This is a genomic window from Hungatella sp. SB206 (assembly GCF_051132295.1).
GTDB lineage: Bacteria > Bacillota > Clostridia > Lachnospirales > Lachnospiraceae > Hungatella > Hungatella effluvii.
In genome coordinates, this window is record NZ_CP096603.1 from 5,728,583 (window position 1) to 5,748,350 (window position 19,768).

The 19,768-nt window shown below is 43.1% G+C and carries 21 protein-coding genes; all 21 read right to left on the reverse strand.

Annotated features, from left to right (window positions below; all coding sequences use genetic code 11):
• Nucleotides 1-68 precede the first annotated feature (68 nt).
• A complete protein-coding gene (locus M1L66_RS25345; protein ID WP_434688740.1) occupies nucleotides 69-275 on the reverse strand; it encodes a hypothetical protein in 207 nt (68 codons plus the stop codon).
• An 80-nt stretch (nucleotides 276-355) separates the two neighbouring features.
• Nucleotides 356-1,069, reverse strand: coding sequence for a hypothetical protein (locus M1L66_RS25350; protein WP_434688741.1), 714 nt, complete (start codon nucleotides 1,067-1,069; stop codon nucleotides 356-358).
• 102 nt (nucleotides 1,070-1,171) lie between these two features.
• A complete protein-coding gene (locus M1L66_RS25355) occupies nucleotides 1,172-3,376 on the reverse strand; it encodes a PcfJ domain-containing protein (RefSeq protein ID WP_227127691.1) in 2,205 nt (734 codons plus the stop codon).
• A gap of 5 nt (nucleotides 3,377-3,381) precedes the next feature.
• Nucleotides 3,382-3,942, reverse strand: coding sequence for a DUF7666 domain-containing protein (locus M1L66_RS25360; protein WP_118042693.1), 561 nt, complete (start codon nucleotides 3,940-3,942; stop codon nucleotides 3,382-3,384).
• Nucleotides 3,943-3,955: 13 nt separating this feature from the next.
• Nucleotides 3,956-4,699, reverse strand: a complete 744-nt coding sequence (locus M1L66_RS25365; RefSeq protein WP_434688742.1) for a Cas9 inhibitor AcrIIA9 family protein — start codon at nucleotides 4,697-4,699, stop codon at nucleotides 3,956-3,958.
• 56 nt (nucleotides 4,700-4,755) lie between these two features.
• A complete protein-coding gene (locus tag M1L66_RS25370) occupies nucleotides 4,756-5,175 on the reverse strand; it encodes a hypothetical protein (protein WP_006775514.1) in 420 nt (139 codons plus the stop codon).
• Nucleotides 5,176-5,186: 11 nt separating this feature from the next.
• Nucleotides 5,187-5,786, reverse strand: coding sequence for a hypothetical protein (locus M1L66_RS25375; protein ID WP_434688743.1), 600 nt, complete (start codon nucleotides 5,784-5,786; stop codon nucleotides 5,187-5,189).
• Between the two features lie 292 nt (nucleotides 5,787-6,078).
• Nucleotides 6,079-6,960, reverse strand: a complete 882-nt coding sequence (locus tag M1L66_RS25380; RefSeq protein WP_434688744.1) for a phosphoadenosine phosphosulfate reductase family protein — start codon at nucleotides 6,958-6,960, stop codon at nucleotides 6,079-6,081.
• Nucleotides 6,961-7,126: 166 nt separating this feature from the next.
• Complete coding sequence (locus M1L66_RS25385) at nucleotides 7,127-7,495, reverse strand: hypothetical protein (protein WP_006775511.1); 369 nt, start codon at nucleotides 7,493-7,495, stop codon at nucleotides 7,127-7,129.
• 29 nt (nucleotides 7,496-7,524) lie between these two features.
• Nucleotides 7,525-8,376, reverse strand: a complete 852-nt coding sequence (locus M1L66_RS25390) for a DUF5688 family protein (protein WP_227127687.1) — start codon at nucleotides 8,374-8,376, stop codon at nucleotides 7,525-7,527.
• Nucleotides 8,373-8,672 (reverse strand): helix-turn-helix domain-containing protein, encoded by a 300-nt coding sequence (locus M1L66_RS25395; RefSeq protein WP_039892437.1) that lies wholly within the window; start codon nucleotides 8,670-8,672, stop codon nucleotides 8,373-8,375. Before M1L66_RS25395 ends, M1L66_RS25390 begins: the two co-directional genes overlap by 4 nt.
• A 244-nt stretch (nucleotides 8,673-8,916) precedes the next feature.
• Nucleotides 8,917-9,414 (reverse strand): DUF3368 domain-containing protein, encoded by a 498-nt coding sequence (locus M1L66_RS25400; RefSeq protein ID WP_434688745.1) that lies wholly within the window; start codon nucleotides 9,412-9,414, stop codon nucleotides 8,917-8,919.
• On the reverse strand, nucleotides 9,407-9,661 hold the full coding sequence (locus tag M1L66_RS25405; RefSeq protein ID WP_002602380.1) for a UPF0175 family protein: 255 nt from the start codon (nucleotides 9,659-9,661) through the stop codon (nucleotides 9,407-9,409). Before M1L66_RS25405 ends, M1L66_RS25400 begins: the two co-directional genes overlap by 8 nt.
• 121 nt (nucleotides 9,662-9,782) lie before the next feature.
• Nucleotides 9,783-10,514, reverse strand: a complete 732-nt coding sequence (locus M1L66_RS25410; RefSeq protein ID WP_006775503.1) for a hypothetical protein — start codon at nucleotides 10,512-10,514, stop codon at nucleotides 9,783-9,785.
• 12 nt (nucleotides 10,515-10,526) lie between these two features.
• On the reverse strand, nucleotides 10,527-12,608 hold the full coding sequence (locus M1L66_RS25415; RefSeq protein WP_434688746.1) for a cobaltochelatase CobT-related protein: 2,082 nt from the start codon (nucleotides 12,606-12,608) through the stop codon (nucleotides 10,527-10,529).
• Nucleotides 12,609-12,626: 18 nt separating this feature from the next.
• On the reverse strand, nucleotides 12,627-14,429 hold the full coding sequence (locus M1L66_RS25420; protein ID WP_434688747.1) for a hypothetical protein: 1,803 nt from the start codon (nucleotides 14,427-14,429) through the stop codon (nucleotides 12,627-12,629).
• Between the two features lie 18 nt (nucleotides 14,430-14,447).
• On the reverse strand, nucleotides 14,448-16,673 hold the full coding sequence (gene recD2 / locus M1L66_RS25425; protein WP_434688748.1) for an SF1B family DNA helicase RecD2: 2,226 nt from the start codon (nucleotides 16,671-16,673) through the stop codon (nucleotides 14,448-14,450).
• A gap of 18 nt (nucleotides 16,674-16,691) precedes the next feature.
• On the reverse strand, nucleotides 16,692-17,222 hold the full coding sequence (locus M1L66_RS25430) for a hypothetical protein (RefSeq protein WP_434688749.1): 531 nt from the start codon (nucleotides 17,220-17,222) through the stop codon (nucleotides 16,692-16,694).
• A gap of 74 nt (nucleotides 17,223-17,296) precedes the next feature.
• Nucleotides 17,297-17,947, reverse strand: a complete 651-nt coding sequence (locus M1L66_RS25435; protein WP_289583490.1) for a single-stranded DNA-binding protein — start codon at nucleotides 17,945-17,947, stop codon at nucleotides 17,297-17,299.
• A gap of 103 nt (nucleotides 17,948-18,050) precedes the next feature.
• Complete coding sequence (locus M1L66_RS25440) at nucleotides 18,051-18,332, reverse strand: hypothetical protein (protein WP_227127677.1); 282 nt, start codon at nucleotides 18,330-18,332, stop codon at nucleotides 18,051-18,053.
• A 118-nt stretch (nucleotides 18,333-18,450) separates the two neighbouring features.
• Nucleotides 18,451-19,743, reverse strand: coding sequence for a DNA primase (locus M1L66_RS25445; protein ID WP_434688750.1), 1,293 nt, complete (start codon nucleotides 19,741-19,743; stop codon nucleotides 18,451-18,453).
• Between the last annotated feature and the right edge of the window lie 25 nt (nucleotides 19,744-19,768).

The window sequence follows — 19,768 nt, forward strand, 5'->3', positions numbered from 1 at the left end:
ATTTCTCTTTGAGCTCTTTAATAAGTTTAAGTTTTAGGGAAAACAAACTGTCGCTTAAGCTTTGGCAGCTATGTGTTGTATGACGCTAAAAGAAAACAACTCTGTTTTAACGCTAAAATCTGAGTCACTAATTCTTCTATCGCAGGATTTGAATCTACAAAATCTTCCACATCTTCAATCCCATCATGCAACTCAAAATATTCCCAAGATGTATACACCGGATAGGGAATCAATCTTCCATCTATCCTGATATTTCTGTTAATATAGTCTCTCATCCCATATCCTCTTCTTATAAGAAATGGTACGGAAGCCGCCAGATATCATATGTCCCGGCGGCTTCCTGCCTATTTTTTATTTACTCTTCTGTTTCGTAAACATATATGTACACATTGTAGCTTCTCTTCCTATTTATAAGCTTCACATGAAAATTACAATATGTTCCCTCGCAGTACAAGTGATATTCCTTGTCTTCAGATGGCTCTGCTCCATAATACGCTCCAAGTTTCGGAATGTCGGAAATGCCCTTGCCAAGCTGTTCCTCCAAAATATACGCAGAGAATTTATTCATTTCCTGCACCATGTACTGGTTTCCATCCGTCCCCTTTTGTGGAAACCACTTATTCCACCACTGATATCCATCATGGTCTGCACGGTTATATGCAATGAGGTGGTCTGGCTCCATCGAAAATTCTGCTTCTGTCATTAGAAGAAACTCATCCTCTCCAAAAATCAATTCCTGGCACCAATAGCAGTACCCTGACATCATTAATTCCCGTTCTTCTTCTGTCCGGTCCGGAAATAAGTTTTGGATATGCGGAGCCGGCAGGCCGCTTCCCCTACGATTGAAACGCGAGTTGCTGTAACAGCTGTATTTATCCATGTCCTCATCTGTAAGATAAATACTTGTAACGGTTCCACACATAGGGCATTGCTTCTCCACTTCAAAACGACCTTCAACCTCTTTTTTAGACATCTCGCGTGGAATATAAACATACTCATATTCATCAGTCACATTTTTATCATCGAAAAACGATAGTACCATTGGAGGTTCGCTGTCTTTTTCTATCACTGAAAATCTCTGCTTCTCAAAATTCTTATAAATCGCTTTTTCCGCTGTTTCATTCTTAATATAGTAAAGCTTCTGTTTCATTTGTCGTATCCCTCCTTGATTTTATGCGGCCACAAGTTCGCTATTCTGACCGTCTGCTTCCGTTATCCCTGCATCCTCCATACACAAAGAAACTTCCATCAAATCAGCTTCCAGAACATCAGCTAAAGGCATGCCCGCAAGATGACCATGCCATACTTTCGCATTTTTCTTCCGCAGTTCTTTAAATTCTTCTACACGGAGACTTGCGCTTACTTTGGCCAGCCGGTAATCCTCCTCTGTTAATCGTGGCTGGATTGCCTTCTGCCATTTTTTTATAAAGCTGACAGCCTGGTTAAAATCCACATTTTGTCGGTCACCGCTTGTACGCTTTTGACGGACAGTCCCGTCCGGTTCAAACTCCAATGTATAGAATGCCTTCTCTGGCTGATCTGCTTTTCTCAAAAATGCAATATAGCTTTCCCTTCTCTGTATCCGTTCATAATAGTCATCGCTGAATCGTATACAATGCCTAAGTGCCCTGCCCTCCTGTATAATATCCTCAATCCGATTTGGAATAAGAAGTACATACTTCTGATCACTATACTCATACTTTTCTTTAATGGACTCACAGATTGCATCCACATCCGGATATACTTTTGCGATATCAACTGCCTGAAGCGTTATGTTTTTATCTTCACACAACTGTAGAACTTCATCATGGCTTTCAACCAGATTTTTGGGCTTATAGAATATTTCCAATGTGATATCACGTTTCAGCCGTTTTGACATATTGAGATAATCCTGCCAGGTAGATAGAAGTTCCAGGGGAGGCCGGTTAGTTAATGCATACTGACGTTTCAGATAATTGCATATTCTTAATTCACTCATTCTATCCTGGATGAATTTTATATTCTCCGGTCGGATATCCTGTTCTTCAAAATAGCAAATTACTGAATCCACGATATTTTTGCGTTTTTTCTTTTCATACCGCATCCATATAAGAAACAATTCGCCCCCATCATTATTCCGCAACCGTCCCAAACGGTTTCCGTCTATTCCTAGCGACTTTGCCAAACTATGGGATTCTGACACCTCAATCCGACCCTTGAGTGCATCCAGCGTAAGGTGTTTTAGTCCTGCCTTGATAAAGCGTTCCAGATACGGGGCCTCAGCCAGGCCGCTAAGATAATCATTCGGACTTATTTTGTATCCGGTAGATATCAACTGCGGCAGACCTGTCCTGTTTAATATATGGCGGGACAGTGCTGGTACTGTACGTTTATACACAGCACCAGCATGGTTTAGTTTATAATCGTTGTATCCATAAAAAAACGAGTAACTGGGATAGCCTTTAATCCAGCGGTATCCTCTTTGTTTATACCTGCCATAGTAATACTGTGTGTCTGTTAGATTCTTATCATAAATAACTCTTCCGGTTTCATTACACATTATTTTTGGTGTTTTATACTCCCCTTTCTGATAAAATCGTTGTGCTGTAAACTGCCGGATTATAAGACCATCACCGTACTTTTGCGGTAAATAAACCTGTTCTTCTTTTGTACAAAGCCTCCCTGCTTTTCCCTTAGCTTTATACTGGATACGATGCCCGCAGCATATACAGGTACCATATGTATTATGTCTGGCTTTCTTCACTGGTACTATTTTCTCGCACCAGGTACAAAACCCCTCTTTCACATTTTTTGAATAGTCATAAAATATAAAATTCTCATTCAATCCATGTCTGTTTACCCAGCGAAGCCAATCTTTTGGAACATCGGGGACCAACTTCATCGCCGCCTCCCATAGAGATGTCTCTTTTTTATATCTATTCTCCAGACGCTCCTCCAGGATGGACTGCTGGTACTGGTAGATACCTTTCATACCTTTCTGGGTAACTCCCAGATATTCAGCCAATCTAATGTCTTCTTCTGGTGTTATGTAGGCACATGAATAACTGTAATAATGCGGAAATTCAAGAGCCTCCACACACGCGGTCCGCCATTTTCCCTTTACTGTATCCCAAGTGAGATATTCTCTTTTACTCTTATCAATGAAAATTTCATATAATGGTTTTTTACTTCCCAGCCGTAAATCCCTCGCCAAATAGATAGCAACCATCAAAATACCGTCACAAATTTTACTCTGCAGATATACCTCTCGCTGGAAGACAGGCTCAACTCTTTGCCACCCAATCTTTTTATTCTCCGGTATATCCTGTTCTGCCATACAAAGCATTTCATCTGTTGCATACAGATGTCCCAGCTTTTTCAGTCTTATTTTCTTCATGACTCTTATCCTGCCTTTCTTATTTTTCCATTGATGCTATACCAAGTATCTGGAAGAATCTCTTTTCCATCCACAGCATGTATTCCTATCTCTGTAATCTCGGACTGGCTTCTCACTTCCTTTGCAAATCCCAGAACATCTCCTATTGCGCCTTTGGCAACAGGATTCTCTCCTCTGACAATCACAATACCGTTTTTTGCCACGCCTTGATTCAGACACACAAGGTGATTATTTTTTCTAAATGGATGATCAAGAAGATATTTTAAGCTATGAGCCACAAATTCTCCTTTGTCCAGTTTCTTTATAAGCCTCAACCGGGTGCAGCTAATTTTGCTGTCATATGCATCCTCGTCAATATCACCATCAGCGACAACCATGTAATACACTGCCCTGTCCCAGTCCGGATAGTAGGATAAGCAGTCCAATGGGTTTTCAGCACAATGCATTCCATTTATTCCGCAATTTGCTTTATCCTCCTCATTCCACACGCCTAATCGATATTGGTATGTATTACCGTGGTTTGTACAAGTTAAATCCTTATCAAAGCCCTTAAATGCAATCAACATGGTCATTTCCTCCTTATTCAGCCAGGCCGTTCTCAAACAGAGAAACCTGGCCCTCAATCTGGTCTTTATTCTGGTCAGCTGCCTCAGTCTTGGCTGAAGAATGTTTTCCTTCCCTCTCAGATGCATTGCTGTTTGCTCCACCTGCTTTATTTTTCTTGGAAGCGTTGCGTTTCTTAGCGGTTTTGTTTTTGTTTCCCTTCGGAGTATTCATCTGCGCCGACAATCGTTTGTGGAAGGCCTCTTCTGCTTCCGTTCTTCTCTCGTCCTCCTTTTCGCGGTCATCCGTTAAATAATAATCCCGTACCCATTTAAAAACTGTGTCTTCCAAAACAGCCATGTTTGCATATCGGCCACTTTTTTTCACCTCATCGCTTACCATTTCATACGCCCGACTCATGATTGACTCAACACACCGCTGCAGTGTCTTGTGTTTCTGGAGCACCAGGTCAGCAAAATCGCTTTTATCACAGCACTTTATGAGATAGTTGCCGATAACATCCGTAAATTGAGGATCATTCAGATTAAACATTTCATCCAACAGCTTACTCCGGGCTGACATATAATCTTTCTGCGTCTCTCCTCCGTCTATCAGGAAATACCGCTTTCCAGAGAGGAACTCTTTCAAATCCACTTCAGGAACCTTATATTTCCCGGCAAGATTTTTAAGTTCATCCTTTAGTCCCATTTGACGCAACTTACTGGCTGTCTCGTTAAAATCTTGAATATTCTTAACCTTTTTATATAATTTTTCTACCATTGTCATACTCCTTTAAATCCAGCCGGAGAATTCACCATTCCCCGGCTATACTGACTTTATGCAGCATTATCCATGCTATCCAGTTCTTCATCTCCGGAACTTTCTGCCTGCTCCATCTTTCCTTCTCCTTTCCGCTCGTCCTCTTCCTGTTCCATCAACGCCAATAACGCCAAAATCATTCCCTTACACCAGCTATTGTTCCATTTATCAATGAACATCTGGATTTCTTCTACCACTTGTTCCCATTCCTCTTCAGTAAGTTCTCTGCCGCAATACTTCTTATAGAATCCATAGCTTTCCTGCATTGCGCTATTATAATCAACCAAAAGTGCCTGGTCCAAACCTCCAATCAGCGCCAGAAATAGTGGTTCCCCCTGGTAGACATCATCCAGCGATTCTAAAGGCAGCGGTTGAGTACCATTAAGAAACACAAACATATCATTGAACAGATTTTTTACTAACATAAGATGGTCCATTCTTTTCCTCCTTATGAAGCCTTCAAATCACCGATTCTTAACTGACCAACAATCTGCGGGCTATTTTTTTTCGATTTCTTATTTGATGGCCGGCGCTTTCTTTTCAAAATACGCCTTTTACAGTTAGCCATGTCATCATACAGGCTTTCCTGGAAGCTCACTCTCTTCATCTGCAAGTAGGCATCTTCGCAAATCGCTTCTTCCAAACTTTGTACATGACACAAGAGACGGTAAGCCTCACTGTTTTCTTTGTCCTCATTATCCAAATGTTGGATATGGTCTGCTAACCATAAATAATCCTTATTATTTCGGTATTCTTCAAGCGCACGAATTGCGGTTTCTTTAATTTGCTGGCAATTCGCCATGTAATCCACATCCATAACCGGAGGAAGCGGGGCATAATAACATTCTGGGTAATCTGCCTCAGCGAAGGTATTCTCAATCTGCCTCATCATTGCTTCTATTCCACTGCGAAGTCGATTTAAATATTCTCCGTCAGGCACATCCGCCTCCGGGCACCCCCTTATTTTCCACATATTCCACCGGTCATACAGAGTTTGAAGCCTTTCCCCAAATTCGTCCGCCAGCCTTTCGTAATCGGCCTCCTCCATCTTCCCTCCTTTCCAGTTTGGGCATACCAAAGCTTCCAGTTTCTCATCGCTGATAATAAAGCCGCATATAAACCCGCTTCTTTGTACGGTGCAGCCATAACGGTAGCGTCCACTCAGCCTTCCTTCTGTTTCCTCTTTTTTATTCAGATCAATATTGTGGCAGTTCCTACACGATTGTTTTTTCATTTGGTCCTCCTTCTTTCGTTATACGTACATTACGGCCGTATTGGGTGCTTACGTGCAATACGTTTTACTCCACTCATTGATGCCTTTTACGAACCCAGTGAAGTGACTAAGCCGCCATGTCGATAAAATCCTTTAGCTCCATCTGACCTGCAACCTGTTTATCTGTTTTTTCATTTCCATACATCCACCAGCGGAACACACTCTCACCATCCTTCCAGTTTCCCTTAGATTTACCACTGGCGGTACGCGCCTTTACCATACGGTCAAAAGCTCGTATGTAAGCATCGCGGTACTTGGGATATCGCTCAAATTCCCGTTCCCGGCTTCTTATGCTTGCCAGAGGGCAACCGATGCACCCAATCCTACAAAAGCCTTGGTCATACAGACAGCAATAAGGCACCTGATACTTACGGATAAAGCACCAGATGTCCTCCTCTGTCCAGTCGATGATGGGATTTAATATTCTTTTTCCCTTCAAGCTGCATATTTCTAATTTTCTACGATCTTCCTCGTTATCACAATTTAGATAAATAGCCCCTTTCTTCTTATGAATCTCTAAGAAATCCCGGTTGGCTCTTTTCCTGCTTTCTTCCCAGCGGACTCCGGTCACCGTAAAGGCTCCCTCACCCCCTCCTTCTTTCAGCACTTCACAACAGTAGCGTGCTGTACGCAGCGGCGGCATCTGCTTCTTGACAATCAAATCCCACATGGTCAGCTCCGGATACTCAACCTTGACATCTGGAAATGCCTCCCGTATAAACCGCACCAGCTCCGGAGGATCTACTGTTGTCAAATGATAATGTGCCTGAAACTTCACATGGGCCATCTTTGCAAGCACATAAAGCACATCACTGTCTTTTCCGCCGCTGAAGGCAAGGTAATAACCATCCTTATGATACCGGACCGCAGCATCTTCAAACATCTGAAACAACTGGATTGCCCGTTTTACCTTATCTGAAAAATCATCAAAAAGTCTGTATTGTTCCATTCTCTCCCGTCCTTCGCAATTATTCTGCTATTGACGGAAAAGCCATTCTTTCCGGTGTGTCTTTTTACGCCGCTAACCGCTCTTCTTTCAAGGCCTCGGTCCGCAGTAACCTGGCCTTTAACGGCAACCAGGAGTTTTCTCCGGGAAATGAGGGAATGGAACCTTTTTAGATTTCAAATGGGATTGTTGCATACGCTATGGGCTTTATTTTAAGAATTTGTGCATTTAAAATACGCCGGTATGGACATTTACGGTTTAATTCCTCTACCCAGTCTGAGAATATCATTTCAATCTCCAGGTCCAGATCATCATGCTCCAAACGCAGCAGGATATATTTATAAGCCTTTCGGTAATTTCCCCGCACAGTTACATAGGAATACTCTACTTCGTATAACGGAGCTGTCAGCCGTCCTGTCAGGAACTGTGTAGGGTGGAGCTTTTTGATGAATTCCCGGTACTCTTCTGTTGCCGGAAGATTCCCTCCAACCCCAATCTCTGCAAACGAGGCGATATCTGCAAATTTATGAATATGCATAAACCTCTCCTATCCTAATGAAAGTCACCTTAAATGCATATAACCTTATCCTCAGCGGAACAATATCTATATGCATGATTGGATAACCGTTCATCTGCCGGAACTTCCTCTGCATTAATGGACTGTATCAAATCCGCCAGTTCCTGAGAAACTACAGCATCCTCGACACCCAGGGTCGGAAACAGAATCACTTCATCTACACTATAAGGAATGATTAAGAAATCCTTTCCCACATGTAATTCACAGTATCTCATGAGCCCGGGATAGAGTAAGACTTCGGCACCACAAAAGTGAATCCGGTTTGTTAACACATACATCATGTCCGTTATTTTCATAAGCACTGGTGGATACTTATTTACCATATTGACCAATGCTCTCTGATACAATTCCTCTTTGTCCACAGACCAATAGTTCAAATGCTTATTTGTTATCATTAAGGTTGCTGCTATTTCTTCTGTTTCTTCACATAATAATAAAAATATAACGGATAAATCCAGATATGGAATGTTTGGGATGTTCTCCAGCATAGAAGCGTTGTCGTGGGTATTTACCAGTTTACACATGATTTTGTCTTTGATTTTCTCAAAACTCATATCATTTACAATCTCCTGCATACCAGCCGGTATATCTGGCGCCGATGCATAGCATTCCAGAATCTCATCAATAATCGCTTGAAGCCCTGTTCCTTTTTTGTAGCACTCAAAAAAATCTTTCAAGTGAATAGAGGGGCGAAACTGCTGCCCCTCTTTTTCAATGCACAACTGTGTCTGGACTATGCCATTGTTGATAACCGGTTTCAGAACATGCACATGGAAACCGGCCCCTAATCTTTTGGCTACTTCAGAGCTGACAGCTTCGGCAAATTTTTCTAATGTCATCATGATGTGAATCTCCTTTTCAATTTAGAATTTCGTTTCACAGTGGAATGGTCACAGTTTAAAATATCTGCGATAGCCTCTATACTGTAACCCTCGCTTCTCAGTTGCTGTATAACTTCTTTTCTCTCCTTTCTTGTTGACACCCGCACAATTTTGGGATGCTTCTTTTTTAAGATTTTTTGGGAAATCGGATTATTCAGGCCATGTTCATACAGAAACCGGGCCTCCCTTGCATTGACTCCCATTAAGATTGCAATGATAAGGCAATGATATCCCTCCGGATTGTAAGAATCTCTCATCCGCTCCCTCCTTTCCGCCTTCTGGCTTCTTCCTCCTTTCTGCAAACAAAAAAAGAGACACCAAAACAATTCATTTTGATGTCTCTTCATTCCCGCAGCACAATAGCTGCTCTTATTCTGTTACTTCAAAAATCATGCTTCCAGTTAAACACCGGAACAAAAAACATTTGTAATCTTTGGATTACATAAATCAGCTTTCCCACTCATTTTACCACCATATATAGTTTTTGTCAACTTCATTGCACTATATATTGTGTCGTTCTCCTGCCTGTTCCAGTACCAGCTGTTCCAGGCTTTCGCTGATATAAAATCCGTTCTTTTTCATTTTTTCGAGAACGGAAGCAATCTCCGGGATAATCCCCTCTCTCTTGGCTTTCAAAAGGACTCCGATTGTTCCGGTAACTTTTAGACCGAGATATTTTGCTGTTTTTTTAGCAGCATTGTCATCTATCACGACTAAATCGTCCGCTGTCCCCTCCTGGGCCAGAATCATGACTTCCACTTCTCCATCGTGAAGCTTCGCCTTATACATCTTTTTATCTGACTGGTTTGTGATTTTTTCCACATGTATCCAATTCAATGCAGTCTTTAATACCTGACATGCCGAATCGTCTTTCTCTGTCACCTCACGGTACACAGCCTCCGGGATACAAATCTCTGCATAGAGCGCCTTCAGTATATCCAATAATCCAATATTACAAAGTACAATGATGGGGGTGGAATTTACAATCACTCTACGCATTCTCCAGTTCCTCCAAAAACTCTGCTTTATTGTCAAACTGGAAAATACTGACCTTCCGCTTTCCCAGATATTTAATAAATTCTTCTTCTGTCATACCGGCTATCTGGGCACAGTATCCTATGGACACATTATTCTGCGTATAATATCCTACTGCTACCATACATCTGGCAAATGCAGCGGCCTCCTCCTCACTCATATGTGTATCATACATAACTGCATCCGGTATGCGGATTGAGATTTGGCACATAGAAGCCCTCCTTTCTGTTCCAGACAATTTATGCTTTTACAAATCTAATATATCATATCTGCCCTTCTTATTCAAGCAAACAACTTTTACAGGGTCTTTAGCCTGGGTCTTTAGAACTAAATCATCCTGCCTTTTTCATAGGTTCCTCATCTTCCCTATGGATACAAGTGAGCAGTCTGTCGGCTGCTCCCTGTATCTCATTCTTTAAAAGACCATACAAGCTGGTAAAGTTTCCGATCCTGTTTTCCCGAAATGCATACTCCATCTCAAATGCGCGTATATAAGCGTCTGTCTTGCAAAATAGGATAAACAGGTCTTTATCATTGATGTACAGACTGGCTTTCTTGTCACAGATATAACTATTCCTTTTACAATACCGGCCACCATTGGAATTTTTCATTGCAATTCCGCGTCCGTTTTGTATTTCTACAAACCATGGGTAATTACGTTTATTCCCCTGGGAATCAGTATCATACCGGACAATATTAAGTTTTGTGACAATACTGTACCCCTCCTTATCTGGATTACCAAAAATCTTTTCCTGGGGATAATCAAATTCCCACAGATGATTAAAGAGCGCCGAGTATATGTATTTAGCTTCTTCTGGGCTGATATTGGCATAGACACTCACTGTATTATCCCCAGTTCCTTTGCTGTAATCCAGCATATTAAGACGGATTAAGGACCTTTCCCCAACTTCTGACACGTCTCCGGACGCATGGATATGAGCCGGAAATAAATATGACGCTGGTTTTAAATTATCCATGAGCTCTAACAGCGCCTTATCTGTTTTATACACTGCAATCTGACCGGATACTACGTTAGACCAGTCCCGTTCTTCCCTTTCTGCCATATGTCTCCTCCTCTATCCGATGAACCGGGCGATGAGACCTGCCAGTTTGACTGGCATTGTATTGAAATCTGCAATATTCAGAAATCCATCTTTGTATATTTCCTCAATCATCTTACGGTCATCACCGATTGCTGCGGAAAACAACTTAACTCCTCTTTTTTCCAGGCTATATTTGGCTTCTTGCAAATCTGCTTTTGCAATTTCGCCTTTATATCCTTGGGCATAAGGCTGTCCATCGGAAATCATTAATAATATTTTTATATCCTCTGGCCGGTTTAGCAGTTTTTGTCCTACAAATCTAAGTGCTACTCCATCTCTATTACAATCATAGGTACTAACACTCATGATTCTTAAATAATCCTGATTGTCTACAGAATCAAAATCTGCAAAAGAGTAAATGTCTACCACTTCCGTATATCCCGTATCATGGGTTGTATGGCCATACAGCATAACCGGTATTCCCAGATTCCGGCAAAACGTATACATGACAAGACCCGCTTTTTGTGCAGACTCAATCCTGCCACCGGATGACATAGAACCTGAAAGGTCAAGCAGAACCGCAAATGCGATTGAAAATCCATCTTCCGGTTTTATTGTTTTTTCAAAAATCTTATCATCTAGCCGGTACAGATTTCCACGGCTTAAACGTTTCCCCATGTAAAGACCTGATTGCGTACCTCCCTCCAGCCGCTCCAGCACATCTTCAAACGATGCTTCCAGCCGTTTTGTGATTCGGTTTATTTCTGGAGCAATCATTTTATATTCTTTTTCCAATCCCTGGGGAACTGTTGTCATCCGGTGCATTTCAATCACTGAATCTTTGTGGATACCGTCCAATTTAAAATCTGCTGCCTCCTCCTCCAGATTCCTTTTTAAATCCGATTCCTCATCCAGCAGAAACTTCTCCTCTGCTATTTTCTGCAAAAGATTAGATAATGTCTCATCGATCTCCAATCCTTCCTCTGTTTCCTCTTCTCCTCCTTCCTGCCTCTGCCCATCTCGCATTTTCTCAAGTGCATTTTCTAATTCTTCGTTCTTACCGTTCTGATTTTGAGATTCCGGTTCCCCTTCCAGCTCCCCGTCCCAGCCTTCAATTTCCTCTTCCACTTCATTCTGTTCTTCCGAAGCACCGATGGTCTCTGAAAGTGCCACCCATAACATTTTCCGATTTAAATACTCCTGAATTTTCTTACTCAGTTCTTCCTCCGAAAGCCGGTTTATTTCATTTTTCAGGCTCTTTGCCGCTGTTTTAATGGCCTGTCTGATGTATTTCCACAACTTTAGCATCAGGCGGTTCGTAGCATAAAAGCGAATATCCGGGTCAGCGCTTACCACTGCCTCATCAATGATTTTACGGCAGGAATTTAAGCGGGAACAATACTGTTTATCATATTCTTTTTCTGCCTCTGTCCTTCCGGCTCTGGCATAGCGGAAAATCATATCCAGCATAATAGTCAGTCCATCGCTCTTTTCTGCCTTACGCGCTTCCTGCGTTGGAATATGATGAATGATAAGCGCGGCATTACGTTGAATTCCATTTTGAATACTGCCCGGATACTTCTGGCACATAAAGCTTTCAATATACACATCTTCCAGTACGTTATTTATATAAGAAGCGGTTTTCTGTATCACCGAGGCTGCCACCACGTTATGGGCATTTAAGTATCCTTTCATCTCCTCCCAGGCTTTTCTTTCGTATACCAGCTGCACCTGTGGAGGCTTTGGATACACACGCCATCTGGAGAATCCGCTTACATACCGGCCCCGCCGTTTGAAATCCGAACATCTAAGATGGCCGCATTCATGGGCTATAAACCCCTCATGGCTCTTTATTTTAGACACCCGGCTCGTCATCAGATTTGTGATTGGATTCGCCGTATTTAAGTAGAGGAGCCGTCCATTTGTAAACGCAATCCTGGCGTCATCGGACTCTTCATAATCCATGAGCAGGGTAATATCATTCTTCTGTCCCAACAATCTGACAGATTTTAACATGGTGCCATGATAGGATTGAGACAGAAAAAAATCTTTATCCGTCAGCCTTCCCATTCTATTTTTTATTTGATTATGTTTTTGCTGCACTTTTTTATTCATTGGTTCCTCCTCATTTTTTTATGCCGCATGCGCCTCTGTGAACGCGGGTATCACCAGTTTTTTATAAATTTCCTCCCTTTCCTCTGGTTCCGGCGCTGCTTTCGCAACGAGCGTGCATTTTGCTGCTTTCAATATATCCTTCTGTATAAGGTAAGCCCACACCCAGTCCTCATATTCCCGGTATCCGCATACTCCGCCCGTAATCATTTCTGTATTGCAGTGTTTTTGTACTTCACAAACAATATCCGCCATTTTCTTTAAGAAAGTCTCATCGTCAAATTTCACTTTCTTCTTGACCCGGGCTACCATTGCCTCCGCATTGAGCGGCTCTAAGTAATGAACCATACGCATTCTGGACAAAACGGATTCGTTAAATCCCCGGCACCCTTTATATCCCATATTGGTTGTAATGAGGATTACTGTGTCGGGATGCCGTTTCACCACTTCTCCACTGGTCAGTGTGATTGCCGCACCTTCATCCAGCAGTCCATTTAACTTAACCAGAGTACCTGGTTTGGTAATAACAGAAGGCTCCTGTATTTCCACCAGTGATGGTCTTCTGCACCCAGTCACAATAGGGGACTCTACCATGACAAATTTCTTATCATCCTTCCCATTTTCAAATCCATTTTGATAAAACATGGTCAGGATTTTTCTAAACGCCTCTTCTTCACTGATTTCGTTGTCGTACAATCCACATATCTGCGCCAGAGCGGAAGCCGGGTCCATGATTAGATCCTGATACGTTGGCATGGGAATCTGAATCTTTCCCGGCCGTTCACCTGTATTGGGAACCATGGAAGATACCAGATCCACTTCATCTGTTCCCTCGCTGCATGTAAAAGCATAGTACGGCAATCCCAACAACTGTGCTATAATTTTTGCGTTTGTTGATTTACCCGTGCCAGCTTCCCCTACACTAAGGAAAACCCGCATGGGGCTGTTGATAACCGCGTCCATAATCTCCTGTGCTTCTGCTGATACATTGTATTTTTCCGGCAGCTTAGGAACCAGATTTTTTTCCTCATCGGTAAGCTCAAATTTGCGGTCATACTGCTCTTTTAATTCTAATATTGTTCTTTCACAGTCCTTACATTCCAGAACCTGAAATTTTCCATATATCGTCTCGGTCGGGTTATAATCTCCATCGGCCAGTTGACTGGTAAGAATTAACGGTACATTTCCAGACGCAATACTATCCCCGTCAAACAAAATACCAGACTCACCGAGAGACGCACTATTGACAATTCTTCGGTACAGATTGTCACAGCATAGAAAAGCCAGGTCCGTTGCCTTATCCGCATCCGGATATCCATTTTTTATCTCATCGTTTAACAGCAAGAAGGCTTTGGAAAATTCATCGTCATGAAGAGAACCTTCTGCTAAGCTTGCAAAAATGAACATCATGATAATTTCCCTGCCGCTTGCCCCCCGCTTACCAATCTGCGGATATGCCGCCAGTGTTGTTCCGTTCTTTACAATCCCTTTCCATTTACCATCCTGTGGATGGTACACACCGATTCTTATTTCAGAACCGGCAGCCACAGGCTTTGCGTACTCCATACAATACCATTTAACCGTTCCCGACACTGTCTGTACACCAAATGCGCCTTCCTGGTCTCCTCTTATAATTGCAGATACGGCCAGCAGTGCTTTTAAAGTGGAAGCGTGCAGGGTTGCACGCTTCATTCTTGACATATGATTATGGACGGAAAGACAGGATGCCTCCGTTGTGTCTTTTTTCCCGCGGTTTGCAGCCACGCCCGCAAATGGTTCCGGCAAAACTCTGGTAAATGTCCAGTTTTCAAAAATCTTCATCATCTTTTGATTTCCTCCTTCTTATGCAACTTCTTGTCCAGGAATCAGCCCCTGTCTTTGTGCCTCTGCACGCAACCTTACTGCCAACAGGGTATTTCTCTTGCCGATATCACTGTTGGAAATTGCCATATAGAGAGCTTTCTTTGATCCAACAAGATGAACCCGAAATTCTGCCCGCGTAACTCCTGTATAATAAATATTTCGCTTTAGCATCGGCCAAAAGCAGGTAAGTACCGGGATTATCACAATTGGGAATTCAGCTCCTTGTGATTTATGTATACTTGTTGCATACGCTAACTCAAGGATTGATAACTCATCTTCCTGATATGTTTTAATGACATCTCCAAAATCCACGGTCATTTCCATTTCCCCAGCCTTTGATTTTCCAATCTGGACAACCCTTCCAATATCTCCATTAGCAATCTCTTCTGTATTATGCGTCTGCATAACCCGATCACCAACACGGAACAAACCGTACTTGGTTTGCCACTCCGCTTTATCAACAGCAAACGGATTGGCAATTCCCTGCAGCCGGTTATTTAAAGCAGTTACCCCTGCCTCCGTTTTTGTGCGCAGAGGTGATAATACCTGAACCATATCCAAATCACCGCCGCTTCTTTCCAATTCCTCCTGATATATTTCTGAAATTTTTTCTGCGGCGTCATATGCGTCTTCCACATAGGTAAAGGTAAAATCATCTCCATAAAGAAGATTCTTTTGATTTCTGTTCATCAAATCCGCATTCCATATGATATTTGACCCCTTCGCCTGTCGGAAAAACTCGTCCAGAACCGTAACTGGAATCACATCGGAGACAATTAATTCTCTAAATACATCTCCCGGTCCCACCGATGGAAGCTGATCCGCATCACCTACCAATATAAGTCTGGCTCCTGTCTTGATTCTTGAAAACAGCATACTGGCAAGCTTCATGTCGGACATGGTAAATTCATCCGCAATAATCAAATCCTCTTCGAGGATTTCGGGTTCCATATTGTCCATCTCATCATCCGTTACATATAATGCTTTGTGGATTGTAAATGCCGGATACCCGGTACTCTCTGAAAGTCTTTTCCTGGCTCTGCCTGTGGGTGCACAAAGTAGTACAGACTTATTTTTTTCCAGACGTTCAAATATCTGAAGAATAATTTTTAGGATGGTAGTCTTTCCCTTTCCAGGGCCGCCAGTGATGATGGATACCTGGGATTGAAATACCATTCGGACTGCCTCCTCCTGTTTTTGTGCAAGCGTCATTTTACTTTTTGCTAAAACAGCCTCTAATTCCCGTTCAATATTATACGTGTTCCCCGGTGAACGGAGCAGCCTGACAAGATGATACGTTGCCTCTTTCTCCGCCTCCCGGTATGCCTTTAAATAAATAGCCGTTCCATCTGCCTCCAGAAGCTTATCCTTCATTACCAGCTCATTTCCTGCCAGCTTAATCTGTCCGCGCCTGACTGTATCAGTTGGAAAGCCTGCATTGAGCACCTTATATGCCCTATCGACAATGATGGTACTGTCTAAATACAGATTTCCTTCTTCAGCGCCCTTTCTCAAAACATATTGAATAGCCGCTTTAATCCTTTTAGGCTCATCCGGAGCGAGGTCTTTACTGGCTCTGGCAATGGGATCAACGGTAATAAAACCAAACCCTTTGATTTCACAAAGACGGTATGGGTTTTCCTTCAACAGTGTCACTGCTTCCAGACCAAAATGCTGTTTGATTTTTTCGGCCTTTTTGGGTGTGACGTGGTAAGGTGCAAGATACGCCATTAATTCCCTTAATTCCGCACTCTTCTGATAGGATTCAATAATAAATTCCAGCTTCTGTTCAGTAATTCCCTTAATAGAAAGGAGTTCATTGGGATGATTCTCCATAACAGTGAAGGTATCGGTTCCGAACCGGTTGACAATCTCTCTTGCCATAACCGGGCCGATTCCCTTAATCAATTCGGAGGACAGATAACCGATGATTCCCTCCCGGCTTTTGGGAAGGAGAACCCTGGACCAGTCAACACCGAACTGAAGGCCATATTTCTCGGACCTTTTCCAGTCTCCCTCCATCTCAACCTCCACATTATCCATACAAGGAAGTTCTTTTCCAAATGCAGTGAACGTCACCTCTGTTCCATAATTGGATATGACTGCTTCACTTGGAATACAATCCAGCTCCATACTGCTGTATTCAGCCACGGTATAACCATTCCCCGGGTTTATATACAGTCGGCTCTTAAATTTACATACCATCGGTTCTCTTCCTCCCGCTTACCTTGAAACATAAATGTATCTCCCATCATTGACTGCATAAAATCCGTCCTGCTTTAAATATTCGGTAATAGTATTGGCTTGCGCGCCAGGATATCCAGGAAGATTGCCAGCCCGTCTGTAACCCTTAGGGGTGCGGATATTACAGACACCATCGGTACGAATCCAAAATTCATTTTTTCCATGTGCAAATATATTGGTAGATATCGCTTTGATTCGTTCCCTTCCGCACCGTGTATACCATTCATATACCGGGTTGTCCGTTTCGTCCTGACCATTATTTCCATCATCCAGACCTTCCTCGGCCGCTCCACTTCCACTGCCAGACTGCTCTTTTTCCTCCGATGATTTAATTATCCTGATTCTCCATTTTTTTCTGATAAGCAAGTAATACACTGCAAATGGAATCCCAATCGATACCGCATTCACAATAAGTCCCAAAATCATGGGAGCTGCCAGCTGTAACATCACGGCCCCCTCTGTGCACATTAAAAATACCATGATGAATTTCTGTACTTTCTTTTCATTCATCCTCGTTTATCCTCCAAAAGCAGGCGGCTAGAATGCGCCATCACATCCTAGCCGTCTGTATTCATACTGTTAAATCAATTAAACGGAAGACCTTCTTCCATTCCACTCGCTACATTCATAAAGTCATCGCCGGCAGCTGCCCTCGCAGCCCCTCGCTGGGATGCGCTTCTTCCTACCGCGCTTCGGCTAGGTGCCTGACGCTGTGATGTATTTCTGCTGGCAGCCGGTTTTGCGGCGCCCTGATTCGTAGCTGGCGCTGCTGCTCTGGATGCCGCAGTGGCTGCTCTGGGTGCCTGTGTTGCATTTCTCGTCACCGGAGCTTCTTTGGACATCTGTGCCGCTGATGCATTTGCAGGATTTGCTGCTCTGGACGGAGCCGTGCTCTGCGCCTGCCCATTATCTGCCTCTCTCTTTCCATCAGCGAACTCAACATCGTCCGCTTTCAAAGAAACGCCATATACCTTTTCTCCCTTTTTATTTGTGTAGTTATCATTCTGCATTCTTCCGCTTACCACCACACGCATACCACTGTACCAATACTGTTCCACAAACTCTGCTTTCCTATCGAATGCCACACAGTTAAAAAAGTCTGCTTCTGGTTCTCCTTCTCTCTTTGGTATCCGGTCCACCGCCACAGTAAATCTGGCAATCGACATCTGGGCTTTCTCTGAAAAACTCACCTCCGGATCCCTTGTCAATCTTCCCACAAATATACATCTGTTCATTTGTTATCCTCCTTCGTTTTTATACAAACCCACTTTTGGATTGCTCCATCTTAGCTTCATGCGCAAAAATAGACACGGAAAGATGGTTTCTCTCCCTGCCTTTTTATACGGCAATGCCGCCTTCTCCTGTATCATCTGTTCCCCAGATTTCAGCCATCTCCTCTGGAAAGGCTACTGCAGCCACATCCCGGTACCGTCTTGCTCCTTCATCATTCAACGGGGCCTCCAATGAAGCTTTCGACCAAAAGATTGCTTCTTCTTCCGGTACATGATAGGGACCTGTGAGAAATCCTCCGTAATTCCACCGGGGTACGGAAGGCTCTAAAATCGCTTCCAGCTCCCCCTTTGTATCTGCATTCAGTATCATCTGACTTTTCTTTAACATAATCCCAACCAACAGGACAAATGCAAAACACTCTGCTCCGTATCCATTGACACGTCTTCTGATACTTTCTAAGGCGCTACAGGCACTAAGCTTCATTCTCTCTGTTTTTGTCTCATCACTACGCAACTCTTGTTCCGTATGACGGCAAACTGCTTCGATGATGAATTGTTCTGTCCATCCCATCATATCCAATCTGCTCCTCTTTTTTCTTCAGGCCAGACCACCAGTAATCATCAATTCCCTTATCATTTCCAGCCCAAATCCCATCTTCTCTCTGGTCCCAGGTCTTGCGGATGCATTTTAATTTTAGCCGGTCACAGCTCTCATAGAGCCTGCAGCACCCCGCACGAATCTGGTCCCGCTTTTTCCGTTTCTCTTCACAAATCTTCCTTCCATAGTAACGCTCCTTGTTCTGACATTTACCACAGGTAGAGGACTTATAATCACCATAGCAGCCGATATCCATGAATTTGTCCATGTCAAAGTATTCCATGACCATCTCAAGACCGTTCTCCTTTAGGACTGCCAATGCCTTCTCAAGGCTCTTATACTGGTTTACTCCCGGTGTCCCCAAAAAGCTGTATCCGGATAAAGCATGAGCGACAATCGGTTTTAATATTCCTTCCGTTACCCGTACCGTCTTGTCAAATGGATTTCCAACAAAACTGACCGGACTCTTACTGCCGGCACCACGTTTTTTATTGGTACTGCTTAACCACAAATACTTTTTATCATCATTGGGAGCATCCAACCGTATCTGAAAACCTTCAATCTTTCCGGATATACTGTAAGCCGGGCATAGGATTCCCTGGTTATTCCGATATAACGCAATATCCCAGTTTTGGTTTTGATTCATGTAAAATCCCGGTATGCCCGCAAGAGAATATCCTTCTTTTATCAGCCTCCTTGCGAGCCCCTCAGTCCCATGAACTGGAGTACTGCGAAAATGGAATGCCTCAATCTGGTTGCTTGTTAGTCCCCGGTCCATCAGTTTTCTACGGTGAGTTTCCGACAGGGACAGCATCTCTATGAGTCTCTGATAAATCTGACTTCTTTTCTCAAGACTTGCTGTTTCTTCCTCCTCTATCTGTGTCATCGTTCCTGTGAAGCTGCTGTCATAGCTGTTTCTGCAGCCAGCGCCCTCATGCAGCGCCGTCTTAATTTCACGATAGGCAATTTTATACCGATCCACACCACAAATTCCCATCAGTTCTGCATAGAGTGTCAGCATATTTCCATGAGCACCGCATTTAAAGCAGTGATAGGTATTTGCCAGCTCACCGTCTTTTACAATACGGAAATTCATTTTTCCTCTGGTATCGCCACAGAACGGACATACGACATTAAAGGAATTTCCTTCCGTCAGCCTCTTAATTCCCAACAAATTTGCTACATCTGATATGTTAAACATCTTTTAAGTATTCTCTCCCGCTGCT